The 20,410-nt window shown below is 28.2% G+C and carries 15 protein-coding genes; 6 read left to right on the top strand and 9 right to left on the bottom strand.

The features are described 5' to 3' along the window. Positions 1-5: 5 nt before the first annotated feature. Positions 6-1,547 carry an alpha-L-rhamnosidase-related protein gene (locus tag HH195_RS03110; RefSeq protein ID WP_196371530.1) on the top strand — a complete coding sequence of 514 codons (1,542 nt, stop codon included), beginning with the start codon at positions 6-8 and terminating at the stop codon, positions 1,545-1,547. 86 nt (positions 1,548-1,633) lie between these two features. On the opposite strand, the gene HH195_RS03105 is transcribed toward HH195_RS03110, so the two are convergent. Continuing rightward, positions 1,634-3,055: a glycoside hydrolase family 1 protein gene (locus HH195_RS03105; RefSeq protein ID WP_196371529.1), complete on the bottom strand. Its 1,422-nt coding sequence runs from the start codon at positions 3,053-3,055 to the stop codon at positions 1,634-1,636. Between the two features lie 204 nt (positions 3,056-3,259). Then, positions 3,260-3,997 (bottom strand): DeoR/GlpR family DNA-binding transcription regulator, encoded by a 738-nt coding sequence (locus HH195_RS03100; RefSeq protein WP_058993003.1) that lies wholly within the window; start codon positions 3,995-3,997, stop codon positions 3,260-3,262. A 441-nt stretch (positions 3,998-4,438) separates the two neighbouring features. Between HH195_RS03100 and nrdD the strand changes: the two genes are divergently transcribed. The 3 genes from nrdD (at position 4,439) to nrdG (ending at position 8,093) form a co-directional block, all read left to right on the top strand. Continuing rightward, positions 4,439-6,505: an anaerobic ribonucleoside-triphosphate reductase gene (gene nrdD / locus HH195_RS03095; protein WP_196371528.1), complete on the top strand. Its 2,067-nt coding sequence runs from the start codon at positions 4,439-4,441 to the stop codon at positions 6,503-6,505. A 312-nt stretch (positions 6,506-6,817) separates the two neighbouring features. Further along, positions 6,818-7,591, top strand: coding sequence for an NUMOD3 domain-containing DNA-binding protein (locus HH195_RS03090; protein WP_196371527.1), 774 nt, complete (start codon positions 6,818-6,820; stop codon positions 7,589-7,591). Between the two features lie 4 nt (positions 7,592-7,595). Then, positions 7,596-8,093 (top strand): anaerobic ribonucleoside-triphosphate reductase activating protein, encoded by a 498-nt coding sequence (nrdG, locus tag HH195_RS03085; protein ID WP_058992997.1) that lies wholly within the window; start codon positions 7,596-7,598, stop codon positions 8,091-8,093. A 143-nt stretch (positions 8,094-8,236) separates the two neighbouring features. Here the strand turns inward: nrdG and HH195_RS03080 are convergent, their stop codons facing one another. The 6 genes from HH195_RS03080 to glmS all read right to left on the bottom strand — a co-directional run bounded on the left by HH195_RS03080 (position 8,237) and on the right by glmS (position 17,905). Beyond that, a complete protein-coding gene (locus HH195_RS03080) occupies positions 8,237-9,397 on the bottom strand; it encodes a mannitol-1-phosphate 5-dehydrogenase (protein ID WP_196371526.1) in 1,161 nt (386 codons plus the stop codon). A gap of 21 nt (positions 9,398-9,418) precedes the next feature. After that, entirely contained in the window at positions 9,419-11,299 is a 1,881-nt protein-coding gene (locus HH195_RS03075; protein WP_196371525.1) for a PTS mannitol transporter subunit IICBA, read from the bottom strand. A gap of 230 nt (positions 11,300-11,529) precedes the next feature. Continuing rightward, positions 11,530-13,383, bottom strand: coding sequence for a PTS mannitol transporter subunit IICBA (locus HH195_RS03070; protein ID WP_196371524.1), 1,854 nt, complete (start codon positions 13,381-13,383; stop codon positions 11,530-11,532). A 3-nt stretch (positions 13,384-13,386) separates the two neighbouring features. After that, on the bottom strand, positions 13,387-15,528 hold the full coding sequence (locus tag HH195_RS03065) for a BglG family transcription antiterminator (RefSeq protein WP_196371523.1): 2,142 nt from the start codon (positions 15,526-15,528) through the stop codon (positions 13,387-13,389). Positions 15,529-15,676: 148 nt separating this feature from the next. Then, positions 15,677-15,943 (bottom strand): DUF4176 domain-containing protein, encoded by a 267-nt coding sequence (locus HH195_RS03060; protein ID WP_196371522.1) that lies wholly within the window; start codon positions 15,941-15,943, stop codon positions 15,677-15,679. Between the two features lie 135 nt (positions 15,944-16,078). Next, a complete protein-coding gene (gene glmS, locus HH195_RS03055) occupies positions 16,079-17,905 on the bottom strand; it encodes a glutamine--fructose-6-phosphate transaminase (isomerizing) (protein WP_196371884.1) in 1,827 nt (608 codons plus the stop codon). 450 nt (positions 17,906-18,355) lie between these two features. Between glmS and HH195_RS03050 the strand changes: the two genes are divergently transcribed. Next, complete coding sequence (locus HH195_RS03050; protein WP_196371521.1) at positions 18,356-18,553, top strand: hypothetical protein; 198 nt, start codon at positions 18,356-18,358, stop codon at positions 18,551-18,553. Between the two features lie 116 nt (positions 18,554-18,669). On the opposite strand, the gene HH195_RS03045 is transcribed toward HH195_RS03050, so the two are convergent. Next, the gene (locus HH195_RS03045; protein ID WP_196371520.1) at positions 18,670-19,479 is read right to left on the bottom strand and encodes an HAD family hydrolase; all 810 of its coding nucleotides are present in this window, start codon (positions 19,477-19,479) and stop codon (positions 18,670-18,672) included. A gap of 147 nt (positions 19,480-19,626) precedes the next feature. Between HH195_RS03045 and HH195_RS03040 the strand changes: the two genes are divergently transcribed. Further along, entirely contained in the window at positions 19,627-20,391 is a 765-nt protein-coding gene (locus HH195_RS03040; protein WP_055258544.1) for a DeoR/GlpR family DNA-binding transcription regulator, read from the top strand. Positions 20,392-20,410 lie beyond the last annotated feature (19 nt).

The following is a 20,410-nucleotide window of genomic DNA, read 5'->3' as shown; positions in this document are numbered from 1 at the left end:
ATAAAATGAATAATTCATATTTTTTAGATATCGCAGAAAACTTAAAACCAAATTTAATTGAATCAACGGTATACCCGATTTCAGAAGTTGAAATAATTTCTGATAAAAATAGTTTACATGGTTGGAAAGTGAACAAAATTGGAGAAATTAAAAGTTTAAATAAACGCTCTTTTGATACTAATGAAAGTTTCATTGTAGATTTTGGTGACCATAACGTTGGATATTTAAATTTAAAAATTAACTCTACAGGTAGTCCACAAGATGCCCCTTTAAGATTAAAATTAACACTTGGTGAAGTTCCATGTGAAATTGCAGAACCTCATGAAAATTATAATGGTTGGATTAGTCGCTCTTGGTTACAAGAAGAAATAATAAATATTGATATTCTACCATGTAACTTAACTTTACCTAGAAGATATGCTTTTAGATACTTAAAAATAGAAGTTATTGCAACTTCTCAAAAGTATAACGTTCAATTTGAAGAAATCAGTTGTACTACTGTTACTTCTGCTAACACATGTAACATTACGCCTCTACCAGAATCTTTAGATAAAGATTTAATTAAAATGGATAAAGTAGCAATTAAAACATTACAAGATTGCATGCATTTAGTGTTTGAAGATGGCCCTAAAAGAGATAGAAGACTTTGGATTGGAGATTTACGACTTCAAGCTCTTGCAAATTATTATAGTATAAAAAACTATGATCTTGTTAAAAGATGCCTTTATTTATTTGCTGGCTTACCAGAAGATAATGGACAAATTGGTGCTTGTTTATTCTTAGAACCTAAACTTTTAGTTGATGATACTGTTTTATTCGATTATTCTCTATTCTTTGTATCAATTTTACATGATTACTATTTAGAAACAAAGGATGAGTCTACACTAAATGATTTATGGCCAATGGCATTGAAGCAAATTGAGCTTGCACTATCTAGAGTTGATGAAACTGGAATTGTTAAAGATGCTGAAGGTTGGTGGAACTTTACTGATTGGCATCCAGATTTAAATAAGCAAACTCCTGCCCAAGCAGTTTTAATATATACAATGAAACAAGGAAAAGTTTTATCTGAAATATTAAATGATGAATCTTCTACTAAATACTTAGAAGAAAATATTAAATTTATCTCTAATGCTGCTTTAGAATATTTATTTGATGAAGAAAAAGGGGTATTTACTAGTGGTAAAGAAAAGCAAATTTCATGGGCATCTCAAGCCTGGATGGTTCTAGCTGAAGTATTTACTAAAGAAGAAAACTCTAAATTATTAGATAGATTATTTAAGATTAATCCTAAAATTAATATGATAACACCTTATATGTATCATCATTTAATAGAAGCACTTATAATAAGTGATAAAAAAGAAAAAGCTTTAGAGCTTATTAGATCATATTGGGGTGAAATGTTAAAAGATGGAGCTGATTGTTTTTGGGAATTATATAATCCTCAGAACAAATTTGAATCTCCATATGGTTCTAACTTAATAAATAGTTATTGCCATGCTTGGAGTTGTACGCCAACTTACTTTATTAGAAAATACTTTATATAATCATTTATTAAATCAAGGGAAATTATACCATATAAATTAGTATAATTCTTCCCTTTCTATTCAACAAAAACTTACTAAACCACTAATCAAGACTTATTTAAACTGCCTCCATTAGTAGCAATTACTTCTTTATACCAATTAAAACTCTTCTTCTTATATCTTTCCAAAGTCCCAGTTCCATCATCATTTCTATCAACATAAATAAATCCATATCTTTTTTTAAGCTCAGCTGTTGATGCAGATACTAAGTCTATACATCCCCATGTAGTATATCCCATAAGTTCAACTCCATCTTCAATCGCTTCAGCAACTTGAACTAAATGATCATTTAAGTAGTTAATTCTATAATCATCATTTACAGTCTTATTTCCATTTTCATCAGTAATTAGCTTATCTACTGCCCCAAGCCCATTTTCAACTATAAATAATGGTTTTTGATATCTATCATAATAAAAATTAAGAATATATCTTAATCCTTGAGGATCTATTTGCCAACCCCATTCTGAAGATTTTAAATACGGATTTGGTACCCCTGAAATAAGATTTCCTTTTCCAACTCTATTTTTTTCTGGATCAGCTGTTGCACATGAACTCATATAATAACTAAATGAAACAAAGTCTACTGTATTCTTAAGTATTTGAGTATCTTCTTCCTCCATTTTAATTTCTATGTTATTTTCCTTAAAATACCTATTCATATATTTAGGGTATTTTCCTCTAGCATGTACATCCCCAAAAAACAATGTTCCCCTATCTTGTTCCATTGCTTTAATTACATCACTTGGATTTGCAGTTAAAGGATAATTAGGAACACCTAAAATCATGCAACCAATTTTAAATTCTGGATTAATTTCATGCCCAATTTTAACAGCTAATGCACTTGCAACTAATTCATGATGCATCGCTTGATATAAATCTTGTTTTGATAATTGTTCCTTTGGAGTTAATATTCCTGCACTCATTAGTGGAAAATGTAGAGCTGAATTAATCTCATTGAAAGTTAACCAATATTTAACCTTATCTTTATATCTTGTAAATACAGTTCTAGCATACCTTTCAAAAAAACCTATAAGTCTTCTATCAGTCCATCCATTATAATTCCTTGCCAATGCTAACGGAGTTTCATAATGCGATAATGTGACTAATGGCTCTATTCCATATTTAGCTAACTCATCAAAAACATTATCATAAAATTCCAACCCTTTTTCATTTGGTTCAATATCATCTCCATTAGGAAATATCCTTGACCACGCAATTGACATCCTAAATGTTTTAAATCCCATTTCAGCAAATAGCTTTATGTCTTCTTTATATCTATGATAAAAATCAATTCCTATTAATTTCATATTATCTTCTGTAGGGATTTCGGTTATAGGACCAGTTATTCCTTTTGGCATTATATCTTGTATTGATAATCCTTTACCATCCTCATTATACGCTCCTTCAAATTGGTTTGCAGCAGTAGCTCCTCCCCATAAAAAATTTTTTGGAAACTTAACATTATTCATAAATAACCCCTCCCATTTATTCACTAATTAATTTATCCATTTTCTTCATCTTTATTTTATTTATTTTTTGAACTTTTGTCAACAAATAATCCATTTACAATTCAAATAAAGAATTTTTATGTCTTGATTATATAAAAAAACTGCATAGAAAATTCCTTCTACACAGCTTTTCTTATTTATATACTTCTAATCATTAGCAACTATTCAATATATAATTTTCGCTCTCCCGTCTTCAAACTCTATTTTAGAATCAGTTATGATTGTTGCTTCATTAAATTCACCATAAGTATAAAACCTTCTCACATTAAATTTTGATTTATCCGCAAGAATATAACACTTCTCTGAAGACTTTATAACCGCTTTTTTAACTTCTCCATCTTCAAGCATCATTGTTGTAAAGCCACTTCTTGCATCTATTCCCATGGTACCTAAAAAAACTTTATCAAAATTCATAACCCTTATTTTATTTATTATATCCTCACCCATAATTAAATTTTTCTCTGGCTTTGCATAACCACCTAAAATATAAGTATTTATACCTTTTGACATTAACTTTTGTATATGCACTATTCCATTTGTCACCACAGTAATGCCCTTAGATTCTATATGGTCTATCATATAAAAGCATGTTGAACCAGAATCTATAAATATTACATCATTATCTTCTATCAACTTCGCTGCTTTTTTTGCAATTTTAATTTTTGCCTCTTTATTAGTATTAAAAATATTTTCACAATCCACTATTGTAAGTGGAACTTCATCTTCTATTACTTCAGCTCCGCCCCGTACTCTTTTTAATAAATTTCTCTCTTCCATAGCTATTAAAGTTCTTCTTACTGTTGACCTTGATAACTGAAATTTTTGCATTAATTCTTCCATAGAAGCATACTTTTTTTCTTTTAAATATTCTGAAATATCTATCCATCTATCTACAAGTATCATATTTAACTCACCTTATTTATTTTTGTTCAAACTGTTCATTATATGAACAAAATAATAGCATTCTTTTATTTAGATGTCAACATATATTATTCTCCACATTTTATAACTATAAACCCTCTTTTATCTGCCTACCGCTATAATAAATAATTTAAAATTATTCACTTTTTTTAATCATTAATTGATACATATAAGCACTTATTATCAAAAAGTAACACATAAATATTAACAAACAAAACTTTAAAAATATAAGAACTTAGGTAGAAAAATAACGTCTTTGTGAGAATATTGCTTAGAATCTTAAAATTTCAAAACTTCTATATCTTGTGTGTACTCAAAAATAATAGTACAATATCCTGTGTCTTTAAAAAATATTAGTTTAATATTTAAATATTATTTTTAATATATAAAATTCAAATAAATATAAAGTCTAGGAGTGGTTTTGTGGAAGTTATTAAAAGGGACGGAAGTACAGTAGAATTTAATAAGGAGAAAATTAAAGAAGCTATATCAAAAGCTATGAAAAATGGTAGTGGAATTTACGTATTAAACATAGCAGAACTTATAGCAAATGATGCAGAAAAATATTTTAATGAACAAAAAGAAACATGTACAATTTATAATATTGAAAGTTATGTATATGATAGACTTGTTCATTATGGTCAAGTAGAAACCGCTAGGGCTTATGAAGGTTATAGAGCTGTTCAAGAATTTAAGAGAAATACTAATACTACTGATGAAAGTATATTAAATTTACTAAATAAACAAAATGAAGATGTAATGAATGAAAATTCTAATAAAAACCCAGTAGTTTCAGCAACTCAAAGAGATTTAATTGCAGGTGAGGTGTCTAAAGACATTTCAAGAAGAAAATTAATTCCTGCATATATAGTGCAAGCTCATGATGAAGGAGCTATTCACTGGCATGATATGGATTATAGTTTATCTCCTATGTTTAACTGTTGCCTAGTTAATTTAGAAGATATGTTTTTAAACGGAACTGTTATTAATGAAAAATTAGTAGAAGAACCTAAATCTTTTGGAACTGCATGTACCGTGGCAACTCAAATCATAGCACAAGTTTCATCTAATCAATATGGTGGACAAAGTATTACTATTAAACATTTAGCTAAATATCTTAAAGTTACAGAAGAAAAAGCTTTCAATCACTATTTAGAATTATTAGGTGATGAAAATTTAGCTAAAAAATTATCTTTAGATGCTAAAATGAAAGAACTTAAAGATGGAATACAAACTATAAGATATCAATTATCAACCTTACAAACAACAAATGGTCAAGCCCCATTTTCTACAATTTATTTAGAAATTGAACAAGGACATCCATACGAAGAGGAAATGGCGTTAATTTGTGAGGAAATGATAAAACAAAGATTGGAAGGAATGAAAAATTATAAAGGTCAAGAAATAGGTGAAGCATTCCCAAAACTTGTATATCTTTTAGATAGCCACAATTGTCTTGAAGGTGGAAAATATGATTATATAACTAAACTTGCTGCAAAATGTACTGTTAAAAGATTAGTTCCTGATTATCAAAGTGCTAAAATGATGAGAAAAAATTATGAAGGGAATACTTTCCCACCAATGGGATGTAGAAGCCATCTTTCACCTTGGAAAGATAATAATGGGGATTATAAATGGTATGGTAGATTTAACCAAGGAGTTATTAGTCTAAATTTACCTCAAATCGGAATACTTGCTAAATGCGATATGGATTTATTTTGGAAAATATTTGACGAAAGATTACAGTTATGTAAAGAGGCACTTTTAACTAGACATAAAATGCTTCTTGGAATAACTTCTGATGCAAGTCCTATACATTGGCAATATGGAGCCATAGCTAGACTTGAAAAAGGACAAAGAATAGATGAATTGCTTAAAAATGGTTACTCTACTTTATCTCTTGGATATGTTGGAATATGCGAGTTAACTTATGCAATGCTTGGGGTTAGTCATACAACAAGAGATGGAGAAAAGTTTGCCATAAAGGTAATGAAATACATGACAGATAAATGCAATGAATGGAAAGATGAAACAGGACTTGGATTTAGTCTTTATGGAACTCCTGCTGAAAGTCTAATATATAGATTTTGCAAAATAGATACAGCAAGATTTGGTAAAATAAAAAATGTAACTGATAGACTATACTATACAAATTCTTATCATGTACATGTATGTGAAGAAATTGATGCATTTACAAAATTAAAATTCGAATCTCAATTCCATGATATATCACTAGGGGGATGCATTTCATATATAGAAGTACCCGACATGAGTAAAAATGTTGAAGCTGTTGAAAGCATAATAAACTTTATATATCATAATGTACAATATGCTGAAATTAATACAAAACCAGATATATGTTATAAATGTGGTTATACTGGTGAAATTCAATTAGATAAAGAAGATTTAACTTGGCATTGCCCATCTTGTGGTAATAGCGACCAAGATGAAATGCAAGTTATGAGAAGAACTTGTGGGTTAACAATATAGGCTCACGTTAAATTGCTTAAACTGCTGGAACACCCTTAGAGCTGTATAAACTACAACATAATTGGAAACAATAAGTGTGAATGTTTGAAAATTATACAGATTGGGCAATCAGCATCCAAGCTCCTTTAAAATGGAGAAGGTTCAGAGACTATAATAGCAACACATTCAATGTGAAGGTATAGTCCACTCCCTATTTAAATATCGGGAAACCGAGGGTATGGAAGGATATAGGAACAAATTTCTGGAATAAAGGAAGAACAGCTGAAATAGGTGATAGAGTATTACACCTTTAGCCCTTTAAGGAGAACTAAGTTGAAAAACTACTATGTTTATGAATGGATAAGATTAGATACTAATGAACCGTTCTATGTAGGAAAAGGAAAAAATGATAGATGTTTTACCATTAGAAAAAGAAATAAACATTTTTGCGATATATTAAAATATTGCGAGGAAAATTCAATAGGAATTGCTATTAATATATTAAATAGTAATCTTACAGATAAAGAAGCTTTACAAATAGAATGCTGGTATATTGATTTATATATATTTCAATATGGTTATAAATTAACCAACCAAACTTGGGGTGGTGATGGTGGAGATATCGTATCTATGATGTCTCCAGAACAAAAGATTTTATACTCTTCTAAAATGAGATTAAGTTGTTTAGGTAAAAATAAAGGTCACTTTCATTCAGAAGAATCGAAGAAAAAAATGAGTGAATCTAAAAAAGGAATGTATAAAGGTAAAAATAATCCCATGTATGGTAAAAACGTTAAAGATTATATGACAGAAGAACAAATATTACAATGGAATAAAAAGAAAAGCGAAGCTATGCTAGGAAAAACGCACCTAAAAGAAACCAAAGAAAAAATTTCTTCTCAAGTATCTAGAAAAGTTAAAGGCTTTCTAAATGGTAAGGAACTCTCTTTTGATTCTGTACTTTTATGTAAGGAATATTTTGAACTACACTATGGAGTTAGCCATAAGTTTATACAAAAAATTATTAATTCTGAAACTCCATATATTTCAACAAGAGAAAAGACTAAAGTTTTACATGGTTTAGTTTTAGAAAAATATAAAGGGTGATAAAATGAATTACGCACAAATTAGAAAATTAGATGTTACTAATGGACCTGATATTAGGACTACTCTTTTTGTAAGTGGTTGTACCCATAATTGTGAAGGTTGTTTTAATAAAGACCAACAAAATTTTAGTTATGGCAATGAATTTACTAAAGAAAAAGAAGATGAATTTATTTCATATACATTAAATCCACATGTTAAAGGTGTTAATATTTTAGGCGGAGAACCTATGCAACAAATTAAAGATGGTACTTTATTAAATCTATTAAGAAGAATAAAAAAAGAAACTAATAAACCTATATGGCTTTGGTCTGGATATACTTTTGAAGAAATAATAAATAACCCTAAAAGATTGGAATTATTAAATGAAGTAGATGTTTTAATAGACGGTAAATTTCAAATTGCTAATAGAAATATCATGTTAAAATATAGAGGTTCTTCTAATCAAAGAGTAATAGATGCCTCTAAATCTTTAAAAGAAAATAAAGTAATTGAGCTTAAATAAAATTTATTAAATTAAAAAGGAAATTAATTATAACTTTTAACTAGATAATTAATTTCCTTTTATAATAATTAAATTAACTTTATAAACTATTTTATAACTTTTTCTTTTCCATAGACTATTACTTTGACAAAGTTTTAATATGCCTAATTTGCAATAATTGATTCTACTTTATTGTAGTAATATTCTACCCTATCTAAAATATCATTGTTATTAGGTAACTTTGCAATTTCTGCTAAAGTATTCTTTATTCCCTTCTCTTTAATTAATTCTTGAAGTTCTACACTTTGTTTATCTTCTTTATTATTATAGTGAAGTGCAGCACCTACACCTAAAAGTAAATTATCTGTATCTATATTAAATCCTCTAGCTGTCATTAATGGTTTTATCAATCTATCATTTTCATTTAATTTTCTCAACGGTTCTCTACCAACTCTTGAAACATCATCCCTTAAATATGGATTTTTAAATCTTCCAATTATTTTATCAATATATTTTAAATGTTCCTCTTCATTAAAGTTATGCTTTGTTATAAGCCCTTTACCGCTTTCTATCATAGCTTTTCTAACAAAATTATATATTTTTTCATCATTTATACTTTCATCAATTGTACTAAGACCTTTAAGATATCCAAAATAAGCTGTTATTGCATGTCCAGTATTTAATGTAAATAACTTTCTTTCTATATAAGCCATTAAATTATTTGCTAAGTTCATGCCATCTATTTTAGGAATTTCTCCTTTAAAAGCTGCTTCCTCAACATTCCATTCATAAAATCTCTCAACTACAACATCTAATATATTTTCACTTTTTACTGGTGGGACTATTCTGTCAACAGAACAATTGGGGAATCCTACAAATTTTTCTAAATACTTCAATTCTTCTTCATTTAAATATTTCTTAACTTCTTCTTTTAATTGAGAACTTGCATTTATTGCATTTTCACAAGCTATTATATTTAAATAAGATTCCATTTTTTCTTCTTTTCTTAATCGTATTCCCTTAGCTAATGTTTGTGCTATTTTAGGAAGTACAGCTGGTCCTACTGCTGTAGTTATTATTTCGGCAGTTTTTATTTCATTAAATATACTATCCTCTATTGATAAAACTCCACTAATGTTTTCTATCCTTTCCTCACTACATTCTACATCCATTACATGTATTGTATAACTTTTATCTTCGTTTATTTTATTAATTATTTCTCTATTTACATCTGCAAAAACTACATGATATCCTGCTTTTGAAAGTAACGCCCCAATAAATCCTCTTCCTATATTCCCTGCTCCAAATTGTATTGCTTTTTTCATAACACTATTCCCCCTCATTTTTTAAAATACACTTAATATATCCTGTTTATTTTTAGTACTATTTAATTTTTCAACTAAATCTGGATTTTCTAATGATGTCGCAATATTTGAAAGTATTTCTAAATGTTCATCACCAGCTCCAGCTATACCTATTACCAAATAAGCTAATTCATCTCCAAACTTAACTCCATTAGGGTACTGAAGAACAACTACACCTGATTTTTCTATTTGTTTTTTAGCCTCGCCAATGCCATGAGGTATTGCAACTCCCATTCCAATGTATGTTGTAACAACTTTCTCTCTCTCATGCATAGCATCAATATAACCTTCTTTAACATACCCACCTTTAACTAAAAGTCTACCTGCACGAGTTATTGCATCTTCTTTTGATTCACTTTCTAATCCTAAAAGTATATTGTTTTCAGTCAATATTGATGATTTATCAGTAGTTGCAACTTCCTTTTCAACAACTTGAACTTCTTCAATTTCTTTTTCCTCTAAACCTTTACTATTTGCCCTAGCTTCTAATATTAAATACAACTCATCTAATTTAGAATCTTGCAAAAAGTTTTCTATAAATACATGATCAGCTTGAGGTGAACTTGCTTTTGCTCTTTCTATCAATTTCATATGACTTACAACTATATCTGTATCCTTTGGTATATCATCAACTGATGAATTTGTAACTGTTATGCCTAATCCTAAAGATTTTATTTTATTTCTAAACTTAGTAGCTCCCATAGCACTAGATCCCATACCAGCATCACATGCGAAAACTATCTTTTTAACCGTATCTTTACTTACACTTATAGTAGTATTATTTTTCATGTTTTTCATTTTATTCTTTGCTTCCTCTAAATTCTCTGCTCCTCCATTTTTAGCTGCTCTTTTAACAAATGGTGCTGCAACTATAAATGATACTGCTGTTGCAACTAAAACTCCTACCAATATTCCAAAAACTCCTCCTTTTGGAGCTAAAGCCATAAGTGCAAATATACTTCCCGGTGATGCTGTTGCAACTAATCCAGCTCCAAATATTGAAAATGTTAATACTCCTGCTGCTCCTCCTAAAATAGCTGCTATTATTAAAATTGGATTCATTAACACATAAGGAAAATAAATTTCATGAATTCCTCCAAAAAAGTGTATTATTGCAGCTCCTGGAGCTGATTGTTTAACACTTCCTTTACTATACATCCAGTATGCTAATATTATTCCAAGACCGGGTCCTGGATTTGCTTCAAGTAAAAACATTATTGATTTTCCTGCTTGTTGCGCTTGTTCTATCCCTATCGGTCCTAAAACACCATGATTTATTGCATTATTTAAAAATAATACCTTAGCTGGTTCTATAAATATTGATACTAAAGGTAATAATCCTTTTGAAACTATTATTGATACTCCTGCTGCTAGAAAGCCTGTTGCCATTACTACTAATGGTCCTACTGCATAAAAGCCTAGTATCGCCATTAACATTCCAAGTATACCTATTGAAAAGTTATTTACTAGCATTTCAAACCCTGCTGGAACCTTGCCTTGAACAACTCTATCAAATTGTTTTATTACAAACCCTGCTAATGGTCCCATTATCATTGCTCCTATAAACATTGGTATATCGGCTCCAATAATAACACCCATTGTAGCTATAGCTCCCATCACACCCCCTCTTACATCTCCAATCATTTTTCCACCTGTATATGCTATTAATAGAGGTAATAAAAATTTAACCATAGGGTCAACTAATCCATTTAGCTTTTCATTAGGTGCCCATCCTGTTGATATAAATAATGCTGTTATTAGTCCCCATGCTATAAATGCACCTATGTTTGGCATTACCATACCACTTAAGAATTTACCAAATTTTTGCATGCCATCTTTTGCATTTATTTTCGTAGTATTCATATTTCCCCCTCCTCATATGATATTCATTTCTTTATTGTAAACTTTTTCTTTATGAGTTAATTATAAAATTTCAATACTTATTTTTCAATTTTAAGAAGTCTTATCCTTGTCACTATTATTAGTGACAACAATATAATAAATATCATTAAAGCAAAGGTATTTTTAACGTAAATACAAAAAAACTATATAAATAAAGTATCTTATAAATCTCTATTTATATAGCTTCCACCTTAAACCATCTCTTTATTAAACAAACGTAACAACTCATCTTTGTCACTTATTGTATCTAATCTATTTATTAATTCTTCATTTTCTAACATTTCCGCAATATGAGCCATTATTTTTAAATGTTCTTCCCCAGTACTTGCAATACCTATCAGTATATATACAATACCTTGACCAAAATTAACTCCTTTAGGATACTGAAGTATTACTACTCCTGATTTTTTAATTCTTTCTTTTCCTTCACTTGTTCCATGAGGAATAGCTACCCCTCTACCTATGTAGGTAGAATAAGCCATCTCTCTCTCTTTCATAGAAGCAATATATTCTTCTGTTACAAATCCTCTATCCACTAATAATCTTCCTGCACGTGTTATAGCCTCTTCTTTTGCCTCACTATCCAAGCCTAATATAATATTTTCATTAATCAGCATTGAACTTTCTTCGTCAATAAACCTTAATTCACTCTTACCTTTTTTATTTTCTTTCTCATGTGCTTCATTTATAGATTTATTCTTTAATATTTCATATAACATATCTAATTTATCATCATCAAAAAAATTATCTATAAATACACATTTAGACTCTGGGTAGCTTTTTTTGCATCTTTCCTTTAAGTTAGAATGACTTATAACTAAATCTGTGCCTGCTACAACATCATCAACAGAACAATTTTCAACTATAATATTTAAATTTAAGTTTCTAATTTTTCTTCTAAAACTAGCAGCTCCCATTGCACTAGAACCAATACCTGCATCACAAACAAATACTATTTTTTTAATTTCTTCACTCATTAATTGATCTAACTTTACCATATCATTTACTTCTTTCACTCTATTTAAACTACTGTTTTTATGTAATATTTTAAGTAATACTACACTAACAATAAATGACACTATTGTAGCACTAGCTACACAAATTACTGTTTTTAATATTTCATCCTTAGGAGATAGTGCAATTAGTGTAAATATACTACCAGGAGATGCTGATGATACCAAACCAACTTTCAAAATAGATGCTGTTGAAATCCCAGCCATTCCACCTAAAATAGTTCCTATTATAAGCATTGGTTCTTTTATAATATAAGGAAAATAAATTTCGTGAATTCCCCCAAAAAAATTAATAATTGCAGCACCCCAAGCCACCTTTTTTCCATCATCTCCACTAAATAAACAATAAGCTAATAACATTCCAAATCCTGGTCCTGGATTTGCTTCAAGTAAAAACATTATTGATTTATTAGATTGCTGTATCTGTTCAATTCCAAGAGGACCTAAAATTCCATGATTAATCGCATTATTTAAAAATAATACTTTGGCAGGTTCAATAAATATAGATGTTAAAGGTAATAATCCTCTAGCTATTATCATATTCATTCCAATCATTGTTATTTGTGTTAACATAACTACAAAAGGCCCTACAATATAATATCCTACTATAAGCATTATTACAGCTATTACTCCCATTGAAAAATTATCTACTAACATCTCAAAACCTATCGGTACCTTATTAGCAACAACCTTATCAAACCTTTTTATTACTAAGCCTGACAATGGACCTATTATCATAGCCCCAAGAATCATAGGTATATTAGATGATGCAATAACTCCCATAGTAGCTACCATTGAAATTATTCCTCCTCTTATTCCTCCTGTTAACTTTCCACCAGAACTTCCTATTACAATTGGTAAAATAAATATAGACATACTGTGTACAATTTTAGCTAATCTATCATTAGGTATCCATCCAAATGGCATAAAAAGTGTAGCCATTATTCCCCAAGCCATAAAAACACCTATATTAGGCATAATCATGCTACTAAGAAACTTTCCACACTTTTGCACATTTTCTCTAACTACCATTATTTAAATCCCCTCAAAACTTTTATCTATTTTTCTTTTATATAATTCAACTAATATCTCCTCCACTTTATCTATAACATCACTTTCACTTTTTTGTTTTAATATTCTTATGAATTCTTCTTTTTCAATCAAGCTTTCATTTATTTCACTCATAATTTCAGTATGAACATTTTTAAAGCCCTCAGCTACTAATTCAACAATTGCACCTTCAATAAGCTTGTCCTCTTCTCTTAAAATCTTTTTTAATCTTATATATCCAAACCTTATATTGTTTATGGATGAAATTCTACAATGTAACAACATAATATTTAGTTTGGATAAATACGTACTAGCAATTAACTCCCTCTCTACAAGCTTTTCTTCTATCTCCTTTACATTATTCTCACTATATGAAAATAAAATACTTGCTTCGTGTATTAATTCTCTTATAGAACTAACTTTACTTATTTGTTTAACAGATATACTTTCAAGCAAAGAATTAATATTATCACCTAACCTTGATATCTCATCTATGTCTTTTCTACTTATTCTAATCTTGTTTTTAACATTCCTCACATCGTGTTTTTCTGTGATTTTTTCATATTTCTTTTTCTTTAAAACTCTTCTAATATTATCTTCAATAAGCATTTTATCTTGTTCTGTAATTATTGTATTTACTCTAATATATTTATAATCTACTTTTAATCCCACAGTAGAAATTATAAAATCAATTCCTTCTTCTTTTAATTTTTCAGTATCTATATTTATAGAAGATATTGTTTTTTTAACCTCTATGCTCTTAAATTCCTTTCCTATAATAGACATCAATAACCTAGATGTTCCAATCCCTGTATGACAAGCTATTACAACTTTTACTTTTTCATCTGACATATTTTTTTCCAAAGCTGCTGCAATATGCATAGTTATATATGCAACCTCTGATTCTGGTATTTCTGATAATCCTGTTATATCTTTTAAAATACTACACGCCTTTGAACATATCTCAAATTCTCTAAAATAATTTTCTTTTATATTTTCTAATAATGGATTTCTTATGTTAAGTTTCATTTTCAATCTACTTATAGCAGGAACCAGATGATTAGTTAAATCTACTATTAAGCGTCCATCTTCCCTTAAATAAACACCAAACTCTTTTTCAGCTATACATATAATATTATAAGCTACTTGCTTTACATCTAAATTGGATAAATTAAAATCCTCTGCCGTGCTATTTAACCTTAATTTAGCACCTTTTAAATGCATAGTTATATATCCGACCTCATCTTTTGGAATATCTATATCAAACTCCTCTTCTATTACTGTTATAATTTTTTCTGCCATTAAAAACTCTGGAAGGCTTGATAATTGCTTTAATGTCTCTTCATCCATAGAAATTTTTTCATTATTTCTTATTCTTTGTATTGCCAGTGCTAAATGCACTACTAATCCTATGTATGCACTATCTGCTAATTTAATATTTAATGCATCTTCTAAAGTACTTACTGTATTTTCAACAGATTTTATTATAGCTTTATCTATAAATTTAAGCAGCCTATTTTCTACTGAAACCTCTAATATCTCTTCATCTCTTTTAGAGGCTTTAGATTCTTCAACAGCATCTATTAATTCGTTTTCATTTATACTATCATAGAGCAAATTTACCAAAGCTTTTCTAAAATTAGTTTCCTCACCTCGAACATATATACCAAGCCCTGGCTTTCTTATTAATTTTATATCAAATTTTATAAGCCATTTATTTATATCATCTAAATCCCCACTTAATGTTCCCTCTGATACCTTAAGTTGTGAAGTAAAGTAAAATAATTTTAAAGGCTCCTTTGCAGTTAACAACTCTCCTACTATTATTTTTTTTCGTTCTTCCTTACTAAATTCTTTCTTTATTTTTTCAATTTCTAATAATTCTAATATTAATTCTTGGTTTTCTAAATTTTCATCAATAATCAAACCAACTCCTGGTTTCTTTATAAAATTAAATTCATTTTCATCTAACCATTCCTCGATTTTAGGCATTTCTCTTAATACAGTTCTAGCACTTAAAGATAATTCTTTTGCAATCATAGACGTAGTAATTGGACTATCAACCTTAGACTTTGTTAATATTTTTATTATTTCTTTTTGTCTAGAATTCAATTTATTCTTTTTCATTCTATTCTCTCCATATAGTCATTAATATTATTGCTTTATACTTTAACTTTTGAACTAAAATCTTCAAAGCAATAATATTATACCATTATAATTATTAAAGATAGTAATTCGTTATTAATCGAATTACTATTTTATACTTCTTTACACTTTAAATATCTATATCTTTTATCCTATCTATTGCTTTTTTAAAAGCCTCATCCTCTTCATCTTCATACCCTCTAAAAATGATTTTATCCACATCTTTATTATTAAAAATAAATTTATATTCTTCCCCTATATCTCCTTCAGGATAAAGACAACCCAAATAATCATAAAATTCTTTATTTTCACCTTGAACTATTTTTCTACCTATAATCATTAACTTTTTAAATCCACCTTTTAAAATAACTATAGATCCAAGCGGCAACAATTCCATACAATCACTTCCTTTAATAATATTTTTAGTAAATTATAAATATAATTATACTGAATTTATACGCATTATTAAAGGAATTTTGATAATACTAGCCTAATCTAAAAAAGTGGATTCAAATGAATCCACTTTTAAATATTATTCAACCGTAACTGATTTTGCCAAATTTCTTGGTTTATCTACATCTAAACCTCTTGCTTTAGAAACATAGTACGCAAATAATTGCAATGGTACAACACTTAATACTGGTGTTAATATATCTAACGTATCTGGAATTATTATTTTTGATTCTATCAACTCTTTATTATACGAATCTTTTTCACACATAACACCTAAAACTTCAGCACCCCTTGTTAAAACCTCTTGTATATTGCTAACCATTTTATCTACTAATTTTTCTTGTGTAAATAAAGCTACAACTACAATACCTTTTTCAATTAATGCTATCGTTCCATGTTTTAATTCACCACCTGCATAAGCTTCTGAATGAATATAACTTATTTCTTTAAGTTTAAGAGCAGCCTCCATTGCAACACCATAATCCATTCCTCTTCCTAAAAAATACATATCCTTTTCATTATAATGTTTAGATGCAAATTTTTGTATTTCTTCCTTGTTATCTAATATTCTTTGAACCTTATCAGGCAATAATAACATCTCTGTCTTTATTTTTTCAATTTCTTCATTAGAAATCGTTTCTCTCAAATCAGCAAGATGTAATGCTATAGAATACAAAATAATTAATTGTGTTACATAAGCTTTTGTTGATGCAACAGCTATTTCTGGTCCCGCCCAAGTATACAATACATTATGTGCTTCTCTAGCTATAGAACTTCCAACAACATTAGTAACAGCTATAGTTCTTGCCCCTTTAGCCTTTGAATCTCTAAGCACCGCTAAAGTATCTGCTGTTTCTCCTGACTGACTTAATACAATAACTAATGTATCTTTAGTTATTATAGGATCTTTATATCTAAACTCTGATGCTATATCTGTTTCAACAGAGATTCTTGCAAGCTTTTCTATAACATTTTTACCAATAATTCCAGCATTATATGCAGTACCGCAAGCTACAATATAAATTCTATCTATTTTATCCAAATCCTCTTTGGTTAATTTAATATCATCTAAATTAATTGGATTATTTAAAACTATTCTTGATTTCATAGTATTTCTTATGGCCTTTGGTTGCTCATGTATTTCCTTTAACATAAAATCTTCATAACCATCTTTTTCAGCTGCATCAACACTCCAAGTTATATGTGATATATCTTTATTAATAACTTCTCTATCCTCGCTATAAATACTTACACCTTTTTTATCTAATACTACAAACTCTTTATCATTTAGATAATAAACATCTCTAGTATAGTTTAATATAGCTGGAATATCTGATGCTATAAAATATTCATCTTTTCCAACACCTACTATTAATGGACTATCCTTTCTAACTGCTACTACCTTATCTGGTTCGTTGTTGCACATTACCCCTATTGCATAAGAACCTTCAAGTTTGCTAGTAACTTTTATAACAGCATCTAGTAAATCCCCAGCGTAATAATAATCTAAAAGATTTGGAATAACTTCCGTATCTGTTTCTGAAGAAAATTTATACCCTTTATTTTTAAGCCATTGTTTTAATTGAGCATAATTTTCTATTATTCCATTATGAACTACACTAATTGTAATTGTTTCATTACTATGTGGGTGTGAATTTATATCTGATGGTTCTCCATGAGTTGCCCATCTTGTATGTCCTATCCCTATATTTCCTGTTAAAGGTTTTTCCTTTAATTTTGTTTCAAGATTTTTAAGTCTTCCTTTACATTTTTTAACTTTAATTTGTTTATACTCAATTACTGCAACTCCTGCTGAATCGTAACCTCTATATTCTAATTTAGATAAACCATTAACTAAAACTTCTATTGCTTCTCTTTCTCCTACATATCCAACTATTCCACACATACTTTTCATTCCCCCATTTAATTATTTACTAAATTAAATAAGAAACTTAAGGTTAATTTTACACTCAATTGGTTTTGTCCTTAAAATTACTTTTAAGTTTTGTCCAATTTTTTTCGATAGTGTAAAGTACCGTAGGGTATCCGCCGAAATTTCGATATTCCCTATCCTCGTCAACTTAAATAAAATTTTAATCTACTTAAGCTCTGGCGCTTTTTATAATTTGATTATTATCCTTAAAAATCCTATTTAACATTTTTATAATATAATTATATTTTATTACCATTATATTTCAATTTTTACAAACCTAAGTTTTGTCATCAACATTCATGACAAAAATACATTAAGTAATTCTTTACAATTCATTTTTGACTACCTTTATGCTATTATTTAATTACAGCTACGTGTAAAATTTTAATAGTGTTATTGCTTTTTATAAGGGGGATTTCAATAATGAAGAAAATATGTATTAAATGCAAAAAGGAAATTAAACAAAATTCTAAAATATACTACACCTTAGATAATAATCTCTTACCTAAACCTTTTTGCTCATTCCAATGTGCTAAGTCATTTAAAGATGATACTATTTTAAAACTTGAAAAAATAATAGATTATATTAAAGAAGAAGATATTATAGAAAGATTTTATTAACACCTATTTTAAAATAATATAAAACAACAAGATAATAGCAGTTTCCAACTCAATAGAAACTGCTATTTAGACAATTTTATTTAATAAAAATATTACATTATAATAGATAAAATCCTCTATTTTAATACAGGAATCCCTATATATTTTTCTATACCCAAAGCTACTCCATCATTTGCTACTGTATCTGTTATTTCCTTAGCATAACTTTTAACTCTATCTGATGCATTTCCCATAGCTATTCCACAACCAACTGTTTCAAGCATTTCCACATCATTATCGCCATCTCCAAATGCATAACTATTTTCAAGAGGAATTTCTAAATATTCTAATGCTTTTAATATTCCATTAGCTTTATGATTTTTCTTTAAATAAATTTCAAAAAATCTTTCATCTATACTATTAAAATATCCATAGTCCAAATTAGCATTAACCAAATCCATACATACACTTCTATCATTTTTATCACAACAAAAAGCTTCTATTTTATAAACATTAGTATTTTCTATATCACAACAATCATTCAAAATCAAATTGCTCTCAATTCCAATACTCTTGTAAAAATTAATAAAATCATCATTATTTTCACTTATATATGAATAAGGTTGTCCCTCTAAAATATATTGAATATTATTCTCTTTAAATTTTGTTGTCATTTTTCTTAAAAACTCTTTATCAATTTCTTCACTATAAATAACTTCATCCTTTACTTTTACATAAGCACCATTGCATAAAACAAAGCCATCAAATCCAAAATCTAATATAGTTTTGTTTAAAAAAGCATAAGGTCTCCCTGAGGCAATAAAAACATAATCCCCATTTTCTTGAAGATCTCTAATAGCCTTCTTAACCTTTGGCGATATATCTATTAAACCATTAATACAATCTAAAAGTGTTCCATCTATATCAAAAAATACAGCTCTCCTCATAACAATCCCCCTAATTACTATTTATTATTATTTTATTATTTTTATTATCATTTTATTATTTTTATTATCATTTGTCAATTGTATTTTAATTTATTTCAAATTATATATTATAATGAGAATAAACAATAATTATTAAGGAGAATATGGATGTTTATAGAGGAACGTTACAAATATATTTTAGATCTTCTTGAAAAAAACGGAAAAGTTCTAGTAAAAGATTTAAGCAAAGAATTTAATATAAGTGAAAGCATGATTAGAAAGGATTTGCAATTTTTAGAAAAAGAAAATTTATTACAACGTACATATGGCGGAGCAATAAACATAAAAAATACGATAAGTAGCTGTGAAAGTTTTAATAAACGTGTCGAAAAAAATATTGATTTAAAAGAGATAGTTGCGAAAAAAGCATTTAAAGAAATAAAAGATAATGAAACTATATTTTTAGATTCTTCTACTATATCTTACATGATTGCAAAATTAATAGTAAAAAATAATAAAAAAATAACTTTAATAACGAATATGTACGAAATATCATCATTAATCCCTGTGGATTCAAAAGCTAAATTTATATTTATAGGTGGAGATTACAACCCCTTTGTAGGTGGGAGCATTGGTTCGTATGCCATTTCTCAAATCAAAAAATATCGCTGTGATAAAGCTTTTATTGGTTGCACAGGATTTGACCTTAGAGATGGGAGTATAAGTACTAATTTATCAGAAGATGCATCAACAAAAAGAACCATTATAAGTATTTCTAAAGAATTATTTTTAGTAATGCTAAATGATAAATTTGAAACAAGTTCTAGTTTTATTTTTTCAAATATAGTTGATTTTAATGGGATTATTACAGAAACTTTACCTAATAAATCTATAAAAAATTTACTTAAAGATTATTATGTTAATTTAATATAACATATAAAATAATTTTTTT

The organism is Candidatus Sarcina troglodytae (assembly GCF_015708635.1).
GTDB classification, from domain to species: Bacteria; Bacillota; Clostridia; order Clostridiales; family Clostridiaceae; genus Sarcina; species Sarcina ventriculi.
This window is presented reverse-complemented; position numbering and strand designations above follow the sequence as displayed.

What these genes read in the sequence shown, in the direction of transcription:
- HH195_RS03045 (WP_196371520.1), bottom strand. Translation starts at nt 19,479, where the DNA reads ATGAGGAGAGCTGTATTTTTTGATATAGATGGAACACTTTTAGATTGT.
- HH195_RS03070 (WP_196371524.1), bottom strand. Translation starts at nt 13,383, where the DNA reads ATGGTAGTTAGAGAAAATGTGCAAAAGTGTGGAAAGTTTCTTAGTAGC.
- HH195_RS03060 (WP_196371522.1), bottom strand. Translation starts at nt 15,943, where the DNA reads ATGGAATTGTTGCCGCTTGGATCTATAGTTATTTTAAAAGGTGGATTT.
- HH195_RS03065 (WP_196371523.1), bottom strand. Translation starts at nt 15,528, where the DNA reads ATGAAAAAGAATAAATTGAATTCTAGACAAAAAGAAATAATAAAAATA.
- HH195_RS03040 (WP_055258544.1), top strand. Translation starts at nt 19,627, where the DNA reads ATGTTTATAGAGGAACGTTACAAATATATTTTAGATCTTCTTGAAAAA.
- HH195_RS03110 (WP_196371530.1), top strand. Translation starts at nt 6, where the DNA reads ATGAATAATTCATATTTTTTAGATATCGCAGAAAACTTAAAACCAAAT.
- HH195_RS03075 (WP_196371525.1), bottom strand. Translation starts at nt 11,299, where the DNA reads ATGAATACTACGAAAATAAATGCAAAAGATGGCATGCAAAAATTTGGT.
- HH195_RS03080 (WP_196371526.1), bottom strand. Translation starts at nt 9,397, where the DNA reads ATGAAAAAAGCAATACAATTTGGAGCAGGGAATATAGGAAGAGGATTT.
- glmS (WP_196371884.1), bottom strand. Translation starts at nt 17,905, where the DNA reads ATGTGTGGAATAGTTGGATATGTAGGAGAAAGAGAAGCAATAGAAGTT.
- HH195_RS03100 (WP_058993003.1), bottom strand. Translation starts at nt 3,997, where the DNA reads ATGATACTTGTAGATAGATGGATAGATATTTCAGAATATTTAAAAGAA.
- nrdG (WP_058992997.1), top strand. Translation starts at nt 7,596, where the DNA reads ATGAATTACGCACAAATTAGAAAATTAGATGTTACTAATGGACCTGAT.
- HH195_RS03105 (WP_196371529.1), bottom strand. Translation starts at nt 3,055, where the DNA reads ATGAATAATGTTAAGTTTCCAAAAAATTTTTTATGGGGAGGAGCTACT.
- HH195_RS03050 (WP_196371521.1), top strand. Translation starts at nt 18,356, where the DNA reads ATGAAGAAAATATGTATTAAATGCAAAAAGGAAATTAAACAAAATTCT.